The organism is Sphingomonas soli NBRC 100801 (genome assembly GCF_001591025.1).
Classification (GTDB): Bacteria; Pseudomonadota; Alphaproteobacteria; order Sphingomonadales; family Sphingomonadaceae; genus Sphingomonas; species Sphingomonas soli.
The window spans coordinates 250904-266020 of the sequence record NZ_BCTZ01000001.1; the positions used below are offsets into that span (position 1 = coordinate 250904).

General features: G+C 66.5%; 14 protein-coding genes. 4 read left to right on the forward strand and 10 right to left on the reverse strand.

What is annotated here, in order from left to right:
• Nucleotides 1-62: 62 nt before the first annotated feature.
• The 4 genes from ilvC to miaA all read right to left on the reverse strand — a co-directional run bounded on the left by ilvC (nt 63) and on the right by miaA (nt 4469).
• Nucleotides 63-1082: a ketol-acid reductoisomerase gene (ilvC, locus tag SSO01S_RS01195; RefSeq protein ID WP_066794265.1), complete on the reverse strand. Its 1020-nt coding sequence runs from the start codon at nt 1080-1082 to the stop codon at nt 63-65.
• Between the two features lie 117 nt (nt 1083-1199).
• Entirely contained in the window at nt 1200-1715 is a 516-nt protein-coding gene (ilvN, locus tag SSO01S_RS01200; protein WP_066793904.1) for an acetolactate synthase small subunit, read from the reverse strand.
• Between the two features lie 3 nt (nt 1716-1718).
• A complete protein-coding gene (locus SSO01S_RS01205) occupies nt 1719-3464 on the reverse strand; it encodes an acetolactate synthase 3 large subunit (protein WP_066793907.1) in 1746 nt (581 codons plus the stop codon).
• Nucleotides 3465-3542: 78 nt separating this feature from the next.
• Nucleotides 3543-4469 (reverse strand): tRNA (adenosine(37)-N6)-dimethylallyltransferase MiaA, encoded by a 927-nt coding sequence (gene miaA, locus SSO01S_RS01210; protein WP_174520743.1) that lies wholly within the window; start codon nt 4467-4469, stop codon nt 3543-3545.
• On the opposite strand from miaA, the gene serB reads away from it, so the two are divergent.
• Nucleotides 4468-5346 (forward strand): phosphoserine phosphatase SerB, encoded by an 879-nt coding sequence (gene serB / locus SSO01S_RS01215; protein ID WP_066793913.1) that lies wholly within the window; start codon nt 4468-4470, stop codon nt 5344-5346. The two genes, miaA and serB, sit on opposite strands and share 2 nt — an antisense overlap.
• A 16-nt stretch (nt 5347-5362) precedes the next feature.
• On the opposite strand, the gene SSO01S_RS01220 is transcribed toward serB, so the two are convergent.
• Together SSO01S_RS01220 and SSO01S_RS01225 are read right to left on the reverse strand one after the other, a co-directional pair.
• Nucleotides 5363-6166 (reverse strand): MipA/OmpV family protein, encoded by an 804-nt coding sequence (locus SSO01S_RS01220; RefSeq protein ID WP_066793916.1) that lies wholly within the window; start codon nt 6164-6166, stop codon nt 5363-5365.
• Nucleotides 6167-6279: 113 nt separating this feature from the next.
• The gene (locus tag SSO01S_RS01225) at nt 6280-7215 is read right to left on the reverse strand and encodes an SPOR domain-containing protein (RefSeq protein ID WP_066793918.1); all 936 of its coding nucleotides are present in this window, start codon (nt 7213-7215) and stop codon (nt 6280-6282) included.
• A gap of 177 nt (nt 7216-7392) precedes the next feature.
• On the opposite strand from SSO01S_RS01225, the gene SSO01S_RS01230 reads away from it, so the two are divergent.
• Genes SSO01S_RS01230 through SSO01S_RS01240 form a run of 3 tightly spaced genes read left to right on the forward strand, consistent with a single transcriptional unit; the run spans nt 7393 to nt 9990 of the window.
• Nucleotides 7393-8109, forward strand: a complete 717-nt coding sequence (locus tag SSO01S_RS01230) for an AAA family ATPase (protein WP_066793920.1) — start codon at nt 7393-7395, stop codon at nt 8107-8109.
• 2 nt (nt 8110-8111) lie between these two features.
• Nucleotides 8112-8630 (forward strand): hypothetical protein, encoded by a 519-nt coding sequence (locus SSO01S_RS01235; RefSeq protein ID WP_157073584.1) that lies wholly within the window; start codon nt 8112-8114, stop codon nt 8628-8630.
• Between the two features lie 13 nt (nt 8631-8643).
• Entirely contained in the window at nt 8644-9990 is a 1347-nt protein-coding gene (locus tag SSO01S_RS01240; protein WP_066793925.1) for an SPOR domain-containing protein, read from the forward strand.
• 556 nt (nt 9991-10546) lie between these two features.
• On the opposite strand, the gene SSO01S_RS01245 is transcribed toward SSO01S_RS01240, so the two are convergent.
• The 4 genes from SSO01S_RS01245 to SSO01S_RS01260 form a co-directional block, all read right to left on the reverse strand.
• Complete coding sequence (locus tag SSO01S_RS01245) at nt 10547-11779, reverse strand: dihydroorotase (RefSeq protein ID WP_066793927.1); 1233 nt, start codon at nt 11777-11779, stop codon at nt 10547-10549.
• A gap of 151 nt (nt 11780-11930) precedes the next feature.
• Nucleotides 11931-12920: an aspartate carbamoyltransferase catalytic subunit gene (locus SSO01S_RS01250; RefSeq protein WP_066793929.1), complete on the reverse strand. Its 990-nt coding sequence runs from the start codon at nt 12918-12920 to the stop codon at nt 11931-11933.
• Nucleotides 12921-13254: 334 nt separating this feature from the next.
• Nucleotides 13255-13719 (reverse strand): Holliday junction resolvase RuvX, encoded by a 465-nt coding sequence (gene ruvX / locus SSO01S_RS01255; protein WP_066793932.1) that lies wholly within the window; start codon nt 13717-13719, stop codon nt 13255-13257.
• Nucleotides 13720-13985: 266 nt separating this feature from the next.
• The gene (locus tag SSO01S_RS01260) at nt 13986-15077 is read right to left on the reverse strand and encodes a DUF3089 domain-containing protein (RefSeq protein WP_066793935.1); all 1092 of its coding nucleotides are present in this window, start codon (nt 15075-15077) and stop codon (nt 13986-13988) included.
• Nucleotides 15078-15117 lie beyond the last annotated feature (40 nt).

A 15117-nucleotide genomic window follows, 5' to 3' on the forward strand; every position in this document is an offset into this window, starting at 1 on the left:
AGACGCAAAGGGGGCCGCAAGCGCGAACGCCCGCGGCCCCCTTGTTCCCGGTAACGCGAAGGTCAGTTCTTGGCCTTGTCCACCAGCTTGTTCGCGCCGATCCACGGCATCATCGCACGCAGCTCGGAGCCGACCTGCTCGATCGGATGGGCCGCAGCGGCCTTGCGGCTGGCCTTGAGCTCGGGCTGGCCGGCGCGGTTGTCGAGCACGAAGTCCTTGACGAAGCGGCCCGACTGGATGTCGGCGAGGACGCGCTTCATTTCCTTCTTGGTTTCTTCGGTGATGATGCGCGGGCCGGTCTTGATGTCACCATATTCGGCGGTGTTCGAGATCGAGTAGCGCATGTTGGCGATGCCGCCCTCATAGAGCAGGTCGACGATCAGCTTGGTCTCGTGGAGGCACTCGAAATAGGCCATTTCGGGAGCGTAGCCGGCCTCGACCAGCGTCTCGAAGCCCGCCTGGATCAGATGGGTGATGCCGCCGCACAGAACGGCCTGCTCACCGAACAGGTCGGTTTCGCATTCTTCCTTGAAATTGGTCTCGATGATGCCTGAGCGGCCGCCACCGACGCCCGAGGCATAAGCCAGCGCAACGTCATGCGCATTGCCGGTCGCGTCCTGATGGATTGCGATCAGGCACGGTACGCCGCCACCGCGCACATATTCGCTCCGCACGGTATGGCCCGGGCCCTTTGGCGCGATCATGATGACGTCGATGTCCGCAGGCGGCTCGATCAGGCCGAAATGCACGTTGAGGCCGTGCGCGAAGGCGAGCGCAGCGCCGGGCTTCATATTGCCCTTGATGTCGTTCTCGTAGATCGCGGCCTGATGCTCGTCGGGTGCGAGGATCATCAGGATGTCGGCCCACTGTGCCGCTTCCTTGTTCGACTTCACCGCGAAGCCGGCGTCGATCGCCTTCTTGGCGGTCGCCGAGCCTTCGCGCAGTGCGATCGCCACGTCCTTGACGCCGCTGTCGCGGAGATTTTGCGCATGGGCATGGCCCTGCGAGCCATAGCCGACAATGGCGATCTTCTTGTCCGAGATCAGGTTCAGATCGGCGTCGCGATCGTAATAGACACGCATTTTCATTTTCCTTTCGTCACCCCGGCCCCTGAGCCGGGGTCCCGCTTCGTGCTACCCGCTGCGAGAAAGCGGGACCCCGGGTCAAGCCCGGGGCGACTGTGGTGGGTGGTAGAAAAACTAGGCCGCTTCGGCTCCGCGCGAAATTGCGACGATGCCGGTGCGGGCGACTTCGACCAGGCCGACTTCGCCCATCAGCTCGACGAACTTGTCGATCTTTTCGGAACCCCCGGTGACTTCGAACACGAAGCTGGCGATCGTCGCATCAACGACGCGGGCGCGATAGACTTCGGCGAGGCGAAGCGCCTCGATCCGGTGATCGCCGGTGCCGGCGACCTTCACCAGCGCAAGCTCGCGCTCGACATGGGGGCCGAGCACGGTGAGGTCCTTGACCTTGTGCACCGGCACCAGCCGCTCAAGCTGCGAATGGATCTGCTCCATCACATGCTCCGACGCGGAGGTGACGATCGTGATACGGCTGACTGATTTGTCCTCGGTGATCTCGCTCACCGTCAGGCTCTCGATATTATAGCCGCGCGCGGTGAACAGGCCGGCGATCCGGGCGAGGATGCCGGGCTCGTTGTCGACGATCACGGCGAGCGTGTGCCGCTGCCGGGTTTCTTCCTTGATATGCATGGTTCAGACCAGCGCCTTGGCTTCGTCGTCCATTTCGCCGGAAACTTCGGCGGCCTGGAGGAGCATTTCGGTGTGGGCGGCGCCCGACGGGATCATCGGGAAGCAGTTTGCGAGCTTGGCGACGCGGCAGTCGACAACCACGGGGCCGTCATAGTCGAGCATCGCCTGAATGCCGTCTTCCAGCTCGCCGCGCGTCTCGATGCGGATGCCCTTCCAGCCATAGGCTTCGGCCAGCTTCACGAAATCGGGCAGGGCGTCGCTATAGCTCTCCGAATAGCGGCTCTGGTAGGTCAGTTCCTGCCACTGGCGGACCATGCCCATATATTCGTTGTTGAGGATGAAGATCTTCACCGGGAGGCGATATTGCGTTGCGGTCCCCAGTTCCTGGATATTCATCTGGATCGATGCCTCGCCGGCAATGTCGATGACCAGATCGTCGGGATTGCCGAGCTGCGCGCCGATCGCGGCGGGCAGGCCATAGCCCATCGTGCCGAGGCCGCCCGAGGTCAGCCACTTGTTCGGCGCTTCGAAATCGAAATGCTGTGCTGCCCACATCTGGTGCTGGCCCACTTCGGTGGTGATGATCGGCGCACGGCTCTTCGTCGCCTCATAGAGCGAGCAGATCGCCTGTTGCGGCATGATGACGTCGGCCTTGTCCTCATATTTGAGGCAGCCGACCTGACGCCAGCCCTCGATCCGGCCGAACCATTCGGTAAGGTCGGGCTTGGGATGCTGGCGCTCTTTCCAGCAATCGACCATCGCCGCGAGCGCGCGGCCCACATCGGCGATGATCGGCAGATCGACGCGAACGATCTTGTTCACGCTCGACCGATCGATATCGATGTGCACCTTGCGCGAATTGGGGGCGAAGGCGTCCAGCCGGCCGGTGACGCGATCGTCGAACCGCGCGCCGAGCGCGATGATCAGATCGGCCTTGTTCATCGCCCAATTGGCTTCATAGGTGCCGTGCATGCCCAGCATGCCCAGCCACTGATCGGACGACGCCGGGAAGGCGCCGAGGCCCATCAGCGTGGAGGTGACCGGCGCGCCGGTAAGCTCCGCGAGCTCACGCAGCAGGCGTGAGGCCTCCGGCCCCGAGTTGATGATGCCGCCGCCGGTGTAGAAGACCGGGCGCTCCGCCGCCGCGATCATATCTACGGCTTCCTGGATCTTTGCCTTGTCCGGGTCGGTTTGCGGACGGTAGGTCTTGTGCTGGATCGCCGCAGGCTTCGCATAGGTCGCAGACGCCACCTGCACGTCCTTCGGGATATCGATGACCACGGGACCCGGACGGCCCGAGGTGGCGATATAAAAGGCTTCGTGGATCACCGAGCAGAGGCTGGCAGGATCCTTCACCAGATAATTGTGCTTGGTGCAGTGCCGCGTGATGCCGACGGTATCGGCTTCCTGGAACGCATCGGTGCCGATCAGCCCGGTGGGGACCTGGCCGGTGATGACGATCATCGGGATCGAATCCATCAGCGCATCGGTGATCCCGGTGACGGCGTTGGTCGCGCCCGGGCCGGAGGTGACGAGCACCACGCCGGGCTTGCCGGTCGAGCGCGCATAGCCCTCTGCGGCATGGGTCGCTGCCTGCTCGTGGCGGACGAGGATGTGCTTGATGCGATCCTGCTTGAACAGCGCATCATAGATGGGGAGCACCGCGCCACCCGGATAGCCGAAGACGACCTCCACGCCGAGGTCGGTCAACGCCTCGATCAGAATGTCTGCTCCGCTTTTCTCGGCCACTGGTCTGCTCCTTGTTGCGGTGCGCCATAGCACCGCCCGAAGGGTGCTGCTAGTCGCACGAATATGTTGCGTCAAGACCTATAGAAGACATTTAATTTCAAAATAGCCTATCAGATCGTTTGTTTCCGTCTCTTCGCTGCGGTGCCATGTCGGCGGTGGCTGGCGGCGAAACCAGGTGTACTGACGCTTGGCATATTGGCGGGTGGCGAGGGCGCCTGCGGCCTCTGCTTCTTCGAGGTCGATCTCTCCGCGCAGAACCTGTCCGATCTCCGCGACGCCGATCGCGCGCAGCACCGGCGCATCGGGGGGAACATCGGTGCGGCCAAGCAAAGCCGCGACTTCGGTGCGGCCGGTATCGACCATTTCGCGGAAGCGCCGGTCTATCCGTTCGCCCAGCCATTGCCGATCGGGAAGCAGGACCAGCGCCGCAAGCGCGATCTCGCCGCCGATCCCGCCGATCCGCTCGGACTGCCACTCGTGGAGCGCACGGCCGGTGGAGCGGATCACTTCAAGCGCGCGGGCGACACGGGTGCTGTCGGTCGAGCGCAGGCGGGCTGCGCCATGCGGATCGAGATGCGCCAACTGGGCATGGGCATCGGCAACCGGGGTGGCGCGCACCTCGGCGCGGATTGCTTGGTCGATCTCCGGCACGGGCGCGATGCCATCGAGCAGCGTCCGCATATAAAGGCCGGTGCCGCCGACAAGGATCGGCAATCGACCCTCTTCATGCGCCTCATGGATCGCGGCGCGGGCCTCGGCCGCCCAGCGCGCGGCGGAATAGGCATCTGCGCCATCGACATGGCCGAACAGCCGGTGCGGCGCGCGAGCCTCTTCGTCGGGGCTGGGGCGCGCGCTGAGCACGCGGAGATCGGCATAGACCTGCATCGAATCCGCGTTGATGATCGTGCCCCGATGCTTTTCGGCAAGCGCAAGCGCGAGCGCGGACTTGCCGCTCGCGGTCGGCCCTGCGATGAGCGCCACCTTCGGAAGATCAGGGGAAGCCATGTTCATCGCCACGCTCATAGCAGAGACGCTTCGTTCGGGGCAGCTTTCGGATGCGGCGGACCGGCTGGCGGCGGCTGGCTGCGCACCGGGGGAGTGGCGCTGGCTCGACGAGGGCAAGGCGGCGGACGTCGCATTCGACGAAAATCCGAATCTTGCTCGCGAAACACTGGAAAGGGCGTTTGGTGGGACTGACGTAATCGTCCAGCCGCTCGCGAACCGCGAGAAGAAGCTGCTGGTCGCGGACATGGATTCGACCATGATCACCGTCGAGTGCATCGACGAGCTTGCGGACTATGCCGGGATCAAGGCGCAGATCGCCGAAGTGACCGAGCGGGCGATGCGCGGTGAGCTGGATTTCGGCGCTGCGCTCGATGCACGGGTGGCGCTGCTCAAGGACCTTGACGAAGCAGCGATCGATCAATGCCTGGCCGAGCGCGTTCGCGATTCAGTGGGCGCCGAGACGCTGGTCAAGACGATGGCGGCGCGCGGCGCGAGGACCGTGCTGGTGTCGGGCGGGTTCACCCGCTTCGCGGAGCCGGTGGGTGCGCGGCTGGGCTTCCAGCGCGTGATCGCCAACGTGCTAGAGATCGGTGACGGCAAGCTGATGGGCACGGTGGCCAAGCCGATCGTGGACAGCGCGACGAAGGAGACCACGCTTCTCTCCGTCCGCGCCGAACTTGGCCTGAGCCCGGATCAGACGCTGGCGGTAGGCGACGGTGCCAATGATCTGGCAATGATCCGCCAGGCTGGCCTGGGCGTCGCCTATCGCGCCAAGCCGATCGTTGCCGCCGCCGCAGGTGCGCGCATCGATCATGGCGACCTGACCGCCTTGCTCTATGCTCAAGGCATATCGCGCAGCGAATGGGTGACGGGCTGACCGGACGGCTGCCGGTCTAGCGGGCGATCCGCCCGAAAGTGTAGGTCAGCCCGACGCCGCCCGAGAACTGATCGCGCTTGCCATAAGCGGCGATCAGCGGCGAGCGTTCGGCGTCGCGGACGAGCCGGTCATATTTGACATAGCCGATCAGCCCCCAGCGCTCGTCGAGCGCATAGGTCGCGCCGCTGGCGACGCCGACCGAGTGGACGCCGCCGCCGGGACGATAGATGGGCAGGCCGGTGCGGGCGGAGGCGCCGGGGCTGACGCCGAAATAGGCCTGCTGATAGGTCCGATCGGAAAGCCCGAGGCGCGGACCGACCGAGACGACATATTTGTCGCCGTCGCGCACGACATAATCGGCGCTGAGCGAGCCGGTAATTCCGCCGTGGCCGTTAACGCCCTTGCGGCCCTCGGCACGGATTCGGAAGGAGCCCGTCAGCCAATATTGGACGAAGGCACCGGCTTCGAAGGTGGTGCCCACCTCATCGATCGGGGCACCGGCATGCTTGCGGCGGCGGCTGCTTTCCAGCGCCAGCGCGGGGCCGGCTTCCAACCCCGAGGCGCGCAGGATCGGAAAACCGAAGCTTTCGTCGGGCGCTTCATAATCGAAGGGCTTGGCCCCGCGCGTGACGGCGAAGTCCCAGAAGGGCTTTACCGACATATCCTCCGCGCCGGGGAATTTGGGGACCACCTGCGCGCCCAGCCCGACGCGTACGCGAACCGGCTCGCTGGTGCGCGGAGCGTTGTCGGTTTGGGCCAGGGCAGGGGAGGAAAGCAGAGCGCAGGAGACGAGCGCTACGGACAATATGGCTTTGATCATTGCGCCCTAACGAAGGCAGAAGGCATTTGTTGCGCAGTCGTACCGCATTATTCTCAATCATTACGGCGGCTTATTCGCGCCTGGTGTAGCGTTCCCGGCTTGCTTGCCCTGCTCTATTTGGAGACCGGCACGCAGGGGCTCACGCCGCCGCATGCTCCTGCCGCCTCGCCGCGGCTGGCATAGGGGCCGACGAGCACCCGGGTGAGGTTACCCTGCTTCACATAGCTGACCGAGCGGCCGGGGAAGCGGGCACCGACCTGTCCCCAGAGCTTGCGGGCGTTGTTCGGATCGCCGAACGCGCCGAGCTGGAGGCGCCAGCCGCCATCGCGGACCACCGGAGGCGCGACCGGCGGCTTGGGCGTCGCGGCCACGACCGGGCCGGGCTGCGCGGGGCGCGGGGTTGGGCGCGTTGCAGGTACGGCGGGTTCGTTCGACGCGACGCGCACGGGCGGCGGCAGATCGATATTGGGAGCGCGGTTGAACTCTTCCTCATATTTGCGCGCGAGGGTCAGGCCCTGCTGGCGTTCCTGCAACGACATATATTTGTCCATCTGCGCCAGCGCGGTGGAGGCTTCGTTCAGGCCGGTCTGCGACGAGCGGGTGACGAGCGCATAGGCGCGAACCCAATCCTTCGCGACCACATCGCCGTTGAAGTACATGGTGCCGAGAACATATTGCGCGCGGGGATCGTTGCGCTGGACGGCGCGCTGGAGCCAGGTGAGCGCTTCGCTGCGCTTGCCGTTCGCGAAGAGGGCGAGGCCATAGCTCGCCTCGGCTTGTTCGTGGCCCTGCCACGCGGCCTTCCCGTACCAGGTTTCTGCCTGTTTCAGGTCGGAGGGCACGCCGCGGCCCAGCTTATAGGCCTGGCCCAGATTGAACTGGGCATCGGCATTGCCCTTGTTCGCCGAGGCGCGCCAGAGATCAACGGCGGCCTTGTAATCGCCCTTGTCCCATGCATCGACGCCCGCCTTGACGGTCATATCCTGCGCGAGCGCGGGGGATACCAGCAGCGCGGCGCTCGCCACCACAGCCAACCAACAAGCCTTCATTCGATCTAACTCCCGCGCCCCCGCAACAATGGATAAGTGCCAGTTAACCATCGAAAGGGAAAGAAACCCTTACTTCACGCGTCCACAAGGTTCGTCCCGCAGCGGTACGCGTTAACGTATTCTTGAGAGAGCGCGTGGCATCCCATGATCGGTTTCGAGTAAATTCCGAGGGGGTACATGCGGGTTCTAGCGATGGCATCGCAGAAGGGTGGGTCTGGCAAGACGACCTTGTCCGGGCATCTCGCCGTGCAGGCGGAGCGCGCGGGCTGCGGCCCCGTCGTCCTTATCGACATCGATCCGCAGGGTTCGCTCTCGGACTGGTGGAACGAGCGCGAGACCGAGTTCCCGGCCTTTGCCCAGACCACCGTCGCGCGGCTCGCCGCCGATCTGGAGATCCTGCGCCAGCAGGGCTTCAAGCTCGCGGTGATCGATACGCCTCCCGCCATCACCATGGCGATCCAGAGCGTGATCCAGGTCGCCGAGCTGATCGTCATTCCGACCCGCCCGAGCCCGCACGACCTGCGCGCCGTGGGTGCCACCGTCGATCTTTGCGACCGCGCGGGCAAGCCGCTGCTCTTCGTGGTCAACTCCGCCACCCCCAAGGCGCGGATCACCGCCGAAGCTGCCGTGGCGCTTTCGCAGCATGGCACCGTCGCCCCGGTCACCATCCACCACCGCACCGACTTCGCATCGTCGATGATCGACGGGCGCACCGTGATGGAGATCGACGCGAACAGCCGTTCGGCCGGCGAGATTGTGGCGCTCTGGTCATACATCGCCGACCGGCTCGAGAAGAACTTCCGCCGCACCGTGTTTGCAGCGCCGGCCGCGATCCATAATCACTTCGGCGCGGCGCGCCCTGCAGGCGGGTTTGGCCGCCGGGTGGTGAGCTGATGATCGGTAGCTCCAAGCCGATGGCTTCGCTTTCGTCGAACCTTCTCGCCCGCAAGGGCACCGCCAAGCCGGCGATGCGCCCGCAGGGGTTCGTCGACCTTTCCGCGCACAATCCGCACGACGATCTGGGCTGGAACGACATGGGCGAAGTGCCCGCCGGCCAGCCGGTCCCGAAGCCGGTGGTGCTCCGGCAGATCGAGGCGATCGAGGAGAAGATCGCGCAGCCACCGGTTCCGGTTGCGGCACCTGCACCTGCACCCGCGCCCGCGCCTGTTCCGGTTGCTCGCGCGCCGAAGCCCGCTGCGGCGTCGCGCGTCGCGCGGGCGGCTGCTGCCAAGAGCAAGGCCGCGTTCACGCTGCGGCTCGATGCCGATCGCCATCTCCGGCTGCGCCTCGCGTCGGCCGTGACCAATCGTTCGGCGCAACAGATCGTGACCCAGGCGCTCGACGCCTTTCTGGATGCACAAACCGAGGTCGAGGCGCTCGCGCGCCAGATCGGCCCGGCAAAGGATCATGGGTGAGGGGGATCAAGCCATGAATACCCGTAGCAAATTCCTGTTCGGCCTTTCGGCGCTCGCGCTTGGCGGCGTGCTGGCCGGCGGGGCGATGACCCAGGGCTTCGCGCTCCCGGCCTTCGCAACCGAGGCACCGAACGCCAAGAAGGCAGTCTCCGAGGCGGCCCAGGCCCGCAAGGCGATCGCCAAGCGCAAGGCCGCGCAGGCCGTGAAGCACGCCGAAGCAGCGGTGGCGAACGACCCGCACAATGCGGATTACCGCGCGCTGCTGGGCCAGGCCTATCTGCTTTCGGGCCGCTTCACCTCTGCGGCGCAGGCGCTCAGCGACGCGCTGACGCTCAACCCCGAGGATGGCCGCGTTGCGCTCAACCTCGCGCTCGCCAAGATCGCCGGGGGCGATTGGGCCGGTGCGCGCTCGACGATCGAGACGCATGCCGATCATATCCCCGCAAGCGACCGTGGCCTTGCCCTCGCGCTGGCCGGGGACCCGGTTTCGGCGGTGGAAATACTGATGTCGGCTGCCCGCGCGGCCGATGCGACTTCGAAGACCCGCCAGAACCTTGCGCTGAGCCTTGCGCTCGCCGGGCGCTGGCAGGAAGCGCGCGCGCTGGCGGCGGTCGATGTGGCCCCCGATCAGCTCGATGCGCGGATCATGGAATGGGCCAAATTCTCGCGGCCGACCAATGCCTATGACCAGGTGGCTTCGCTGCTGGGCGTAAGCGCGGTGCAGGATGCCGGGCAGCCGGTGCGGCTCGCGCTGGCGCAGCAGCCGGGCGTGATGCTGGCGGCGGTCGCTCCGGCCACCCCGGCGGTGGACCCGATCGATCAATATATGCCGAGCGCACCCGCGCCGGCGGTGGTGGCCGAGAGCGACGTTCGCGTGGCGAGCGCCGATCCGATCGCCGTGGAAGAGCCGGTCTCGCAGCAGGTTGCGAGCGTGGTGTTCGGCCCGCGCGAGGAAATCGTGCAGCCGCTTCCGGCGGTGCGATACCGCGCGGCGGCTCCGGCTCCGGTCGCGGCGCCCGTGCGGTCCGCAAGGGTTTCGACGCCAGCGCCGGTGGCGCGCGGCGGCAAATTCTATGTCCAACTGGGCGCCTATACCAATGCCGCCGTCGCGCGCGACGCATGGGGACGCTATTCCCGCCGGGTTCCGGGGCTCTCATCCAGCGCGCCGCAGGGGGCGAAGGTCGCCACCCGCGCCGGCACCTTCTATCGCCTCTCGGTCGGTGGCTTCGCGCGGAACGATGCGGATACGCTCTGCCGCCAGGTGCGCCAGACCGGCGGATCGTGCTTCGTGCGCGTGCAGGCAGGCGACGCGGTGGCGAGCTGGGCCCGCCCCCGCGAGGGGCAGATGGCCTCGCGCTAAAGATTTCCCTCTCATCGGGGCAGGGAAGGGCGGGCGAAAGTCCGCCCCTTTCGTTTGGGGAAGCGGCGGATCGCGGCGGCGGCGTTTGCGGAAGGTGACACTAAGGTGACACCAAGAACGGTGTTTTGGCTGGGTGCGAATGTTCCCAATGTACGCACTGCCACGGGTGCTTTGACGACGATTTCAAAGAGCGGGCCGGCGTGCCGACCGGCTTAGCCCAAGCAGACGAAATCCTACATTACAAGGGGTTAGTTGGGCGAGAAGCGGGAGGCCGGGGTGACGGGGGGAGGTTTGTGCCTGGCCTCTTTCGTCATCCCCGCGGAGGCGGGGAGCCAGGGTTATGAAGGACGCCGCTTTTGGCTCTGGGTCCCCCCTTTCGCGGGGATGACGATTCGAGGTTTTCGGGATCTCGCGGGTAGCTTTTGGGTGGCGCGGGAGGAGCGAGGCTATCCGGGCCATCGCGCTAGGAGAAGAAGCGGGACCCCGGGTCGGAGCCCGGGGTGACGGGGGGAGGCTGGTGTTTCTTTTGCGGGGATGACGGAAAGGAGCGGGCTGCTTAGCGGTCCGCGCCGATTTCGGTGCCGCCCTTGAAGAGGCGGAGCGCCTTGCCCTGGACTGGGAGCTTGTCGAACGGGGTGTTGCCCGCGCGGGCGGTCATGCGGTCGGCGTCGATGATCCACGGGGTTTCGGGATCGAGGACGATCAGATCGGCGGGCATGCAGGGGGCGAGCGTGCCCGCTTCGATGTCGAGCACCCGTGCCGGATTGGCGGCGAGCAGGGCGAACAGGCGCTCGATCGGGAGCAGGCCGTCGCGGACCAGTCCGAGCGACAGCGCGAGCAAAGTTTCCGCGCCGGACATGCCGGGTTCGGAATCAGCGAAGGGCAGGCGCTTGGCCTCGGGGCCGCGCGGGTCGTGGCCGGACGCAATCACGTCGATCGTGCCGTCGCGGATCGCGGCGAGCGCGGCCTGACGATCGCTTTCGTCGCGCAGGGGCGGCGAGAGATGGGCGAAGGTGCGGAAGTCGCTCATCGCGATATCCGAAAGCAGCAGATGCGCGGGCGTGATGCCGCAGGTGACGGCGACGCCGCGACGCTTGGCGGCGCGGATCAGATCGAAGCCGGCGGCGGTGGTGACCTGGCGGAAATGGATGCGCGCGCCGGTCTCTTCGGCGAGCACCAGATCGCGCGCAATGGCGAGCGCTTCGGCGATGGCAGGGGCGGCGGGGAGGCCAAGGCGGGTCGCGGTCTCGCCTTCGGTGGCGGCGGCACCCTGGGTGAGGCCGCCATCTTCGGCATGCGCGATCACCGCGAGGCCGCAATCCTTCGCATAGGCCAGAACCCGGCGCATCACGCCCGCATTGGCGATCCAGCTACGCCCAGTGGCGACGGCGCGCGCACCGGCAGAGGCGTTGATCGCCATTTCGCCGATATCCTCGCCCGCAAGGCCCCGTGTGGCGGCGGCGATGGGATGGACCCACAGATCGGGCTTGCCCGAGGTCGCGGCGCGGCGGACGATGCCGGGATCGTCGAGCACAGGCGATTGATCGGGCATAAGCCCGACCCGCGCGATCCCGCCGAAGCGGCAGGCAGATGGATCGACTGCGAACACGCCCAGATCGATCAAAGCGGGGGCGAGGGTTTTGCCGGCGAGATCGATGACCTGCGCGTCGGCGGGGATCGCGATGTTGCCGCTGGCAGCGATCGCGCCGTTTTCGACGATGAGGTTGCCGGTGCTGACGCCGCCAAGGGGGCAGACGAGCGTGGCGTTGGTGAAGGCGAGAATGGTCATGCGGCTGCCCCTCCGACCAATGCCGTCATCCCCGCGAAAGCGGGGTTCCAGAGCCGCGAGCGAGCCGACTGGTACCCTGGGTCCCCGCTTTCGCGGGGATGACGAGGGGGAGTGCGGGGGTGACGATGCGGATTGGGGCGATGCGCGACGATCATGCCCAGCCCTCCACGCCGCGCGAGCGGCGGGTCAGTACGTCGAGACAGGCCATGCGGACCGCGACGCCCATCTCGACCTGTTCGGTGATCGCGCTGCGTTGCGGATCATCGGCGACCGAGGAGTCTATCTCCACGCCGCGGTTCATCGGGCCGGGGTGCATCACCAGCGCATCTGGCTTGGCAAGGGCAAGGCGCTCGGGGGTCAGGCCATAGCGCATGTGGAATTCGCGGGTGGAGGGGATGAAGCCGCCCGCCATCCGCTCATTCTGGACGCGGAGCATCATGACGACATCGGCCCCTTCGAGCGCGGCATCGAAATCGGTGAACGGGGTGACGTACATGCGCTCGATCCCGGCGGGCATCAGCGTGGAGGGAGCGACGACGCGGACCTCGGCGGCCAATGCGGTGAGCGCCAGCATGTTCGACCGGGCGACGCGGCTGTGGAGGATATCGCCGCAGATCACCACGCGTTGCCCCGCGACCGAACCACGGCGGCGGCGGATGGTGAGTGCGTCGAGCAGCGCTTGCGTGGGGTGCTCGTGCCAGCCGTCGCCCGCGTTGAGAACCGGGCAATCGACCTTTTGCGCGATCAGGTTCACCGCGCCCGAACTGCCATGGCGGATGACGATGACGTCGGCGCGCATCGCGTTGAGCGTGACGGCCGTATCGATCAGCGTCTCGCCCTTCTTCACGCTCGACTGGCTGACCTGCATGTTGACCACATCGGCACCCAGCCGCTTGCCCGCGATCTCGAACGACAGCAGCGTTCGGGTGGAGTTTTCGAAGAAGGCGTTGATCTGGGTGATGCCGTCGAGCCGGTGATCGCTCTTGGCGCGATTGCGATTGGCCTCGACCCATTGCTCGGCTTCGTCGAGCAGGAACATGATCTCATGCGGCTGAAGGCCCGCGATACCGGTGAGGTGCCGGTGCGGGAAAGCTGCGCTGCCGGAAAGCTGGGCAGCGGGACTGTGATCGGAGGCTTGCATTAAAGGGGCGGGTTAGTCGCGGCGGGCGCTGGAGGCAAGCGGTCGCTTTGGGGAGGCGGACCGACAGCGCCAGTGCATATGCGTCAGCATGGCAGGCGTTGGTGGAGCGGGGGTGGGGTAAAAGACTGAGCCGCGAACCTATAGACGATCGCTCTCAGCAATGAGCACCCGTCATCCCGGACTTGTTCCGGGATCCACATGGCGGCACTCGGTTGAGAAGAGGCTCCAGCCTAAACGCCTGAGGCTTGGTGGACCCCGGAACAAGTCCGGGGTGACAAAGATCCTAAGGTCTGCAAGGGATGGCCTCAACCCAAGCCGTGTCTGATGGCGGCCGCTAGCCGGCGGCAACCAGCGCGTCGATCGCGGCCTGGAGGATGTGCGCGGCGGCCATGTTGTCGATACGCTCGGCGCGCTTGGCGCGGCTGAGGTCCTGTTCGATCATCGTGCGCTCGACCGCGACGGTGGACCAGCGCTCGTCCCACAAGAGGATCGGCAGGCCGATATCGTCCATGTTGCGGGCGAAGGCGCGGGTGGACTGGGTGCGCGGGCTATCGGTGCCGTCGAGGTTGAGCGGCAGGCCGATGACGAGGCCCTTCACCTGCTGCTGCGCGATCATCTCGAGCAGCGCGGCCTTGTCCTTGCTGAACTTGGTGCGGCGGACAAGCGTGGCGGGGGAGGCGAAGCTCCAGCCCGCATCGCAGAGAGCCGTGCCGATCGTCTTGGTGCCGACATCGAGGCCGAGCAGGCGGCCGCCGGCGGGGAGGGCGGCGCGGAAATCGGCGGCGAAGGGGGTGATCATGGGGGTGTCCCTAACAAATCCTCCCCCGGAGGGGGAGGGGGACCAGCGAAGCTGGTGGAGGGGTAGTGCCCACAGGCGATATCGTCGCGCGGGGAGACTACCCCTCCGTCAGCCTGCGGCTGCCACCTCCCCCGGAGGGGGAGGATTGATTGGTTGGCGATGCCTTCCGCTCTTTCGTCATCCCCGCGGAAGCGGGGACCCAGGGTTACGGGCGAATCGCTGCTTGGCTCTGGGTCCCCGCTTTCGCGGGGATGACGGGGATCAGCTCATTTGAACGCGGCCAGCCGCCGTTCGGCATCGGCGCGGATATTGGCCCAGAACAGGCTGTAATCGAACACGTGGTAATTGTTGCCCGGCAGGACATAGGGGCCGAGATCGGGCGGGTTGGTGCCGATCAGCAGCACGCCGCGGCCGTCGCACCGGGCGGGGACGGCGCGGGGCGCGACGGTTGCGCCGCGCAGATCCTTGTCCTGGATCAGCGCGCCGAGATTGGCCGTGGCGGGGGCGGCGCCGGGCTTGCCGATGAGCGGATTGGTGCAGACCATCGGGGTTCCGGCGCGGGGAAGGCCGGTGAAACCGTTGCTCGCATCGAAGGTATCGAGGAGCAGCGCGGGATCGGCGGGCTCGCCGAAGCTTTGCCACGAAAGGATGCAGCCGGCCTGATCGGGCGCGGCGCAGGCGGGCAGGCCCAATTTGGGCAGATCGGCGGTGATCGAGACCGGCCAGCCGACGACATAGGCCGCGACGATGCGCTTCGCGAGCGGGGTGCCCGCGACGCGATCGGTGAGCAGGCGGGTGAGATGGAGCGCGCCCTGGCTGTGCCCGGCAAGGACGATCGGACGGTCGCCGGCCTGTTTCAGGAATTCATCGAACGCGGCGGCGACGTCGCGATAGGCGAAGTCGAGCGCCTGATGTGCCTGTGTCTTGGAAGTGAGGAACGCGCCGAAGGTGGCCTGGCGATAGCGCGGCGCCCATATCGCGCCGACCGAATTGAACGCGCTCGCCTGTCCGCGCAGGAACAGCTCGGCGCGGTTATTGGCATCGGCATTGTCGAGCGGCGCGTTCCAGGCGCTGCGATCGAGGAAGCTGGTCGGGTGGACGAAGAAGACTGCGGCCTTCGCATCATCGGCGGGCTTGAAGCCCTGGGGCGCCCAGAGCGCCGGATTGCCGGGCTTGTCCGGCCGGGCAAGCCACATATCGACGCGCTCATAGCTGCCGGGAGGCGCCAGCGCGACGATATCGGCGCTGGGCACCATCGCCTGGCGCAGGAGCTGGGCTCCCCAGAAGCGATAGGCGAAGGCGGCGGCGGTCACGAGCACGAGCAGGACGACGATCGCATAGAGGAACTTACGGGCCAAGCGACCACTCCATAGTGCAGATGGGGGCCAAAGCGGGCCC

Coding starts and splice junctions, on each gene's coding strand:
- SSO01S_RS01240 (WP_066793925.1), top strand. CDS start 8,644: ATGAATACCCGTAGCAAATTCCTGTTCGGCCTTTCGGCGCTCGCGCTT.
- SSO01S_RS01250 (WP_066793929.1), bottom strand. CDS start 12,920: ATGCAAGCCTCCGATCACAGTCCCGCTGCCCAGCTTTCCGGCAGCGCA.
- miaA (WP_174520743.1), bottom strand. CDS start 4,469: ATGGCTTCCCCTGATCTTCCGAAGGTGGCGCTCATCGCAGGGCCGACC.
- SSO01S_RS01245 (WP_066793927.1), bottom strand. CDS start 11,779: ATGACCATTCTCGCCTTCACCAACGCCACGCTCGTCTGCCCCCTTGGC.
- ilvC (WP_066794265.1), bottom strand. CDS start 1,082: ATGCGTGTCTATTACGATCGCGACGCCGATCTGAACCTGATCTCGGAC.
- ruvX (WP_066793932.1), bottom strand. CDS start 13,719: ATGATCACCCCCTTCGCCGCCGATTTCCGCGCCGCCCTCCCCGCCGGC.
- SSO01S_RS01230 (WP_066793920.1), top strand. CDS start 7,393: ATGCGGGTTCTAGCGATGGCATCGCAGAAGGGTGGGTCTGGCAAGACG.
- SSO01S_RS01220 (WP_066793916.1), bottom strand. CDS start 6,166: ATGATCAAAGCCATATTGTCCGTAGCGCTCGTCTCCTGCGCTCTGCTT.
- SSO01S_RS01225 (WP_066793918.1), bottom strand. CDS start 7,215: ATGAAGGCTTGTTGGTTGGCTGTGGTGGCGAGCGCCGCGCTGCTGGTA.
- ilvN (WP_066793904.1), bottom strand. CDS start 1,715: ATGCATATCAAGGAAGAAACCCGGCAGCGGCACACGCTCGCCGTGATC.
- serB (WP_066793913.1), top strand. CDS start 4,468: ATGTTCATCGCCACGCTCATAGCAGAGACGCTTCGTTCGGGGCAGCTT.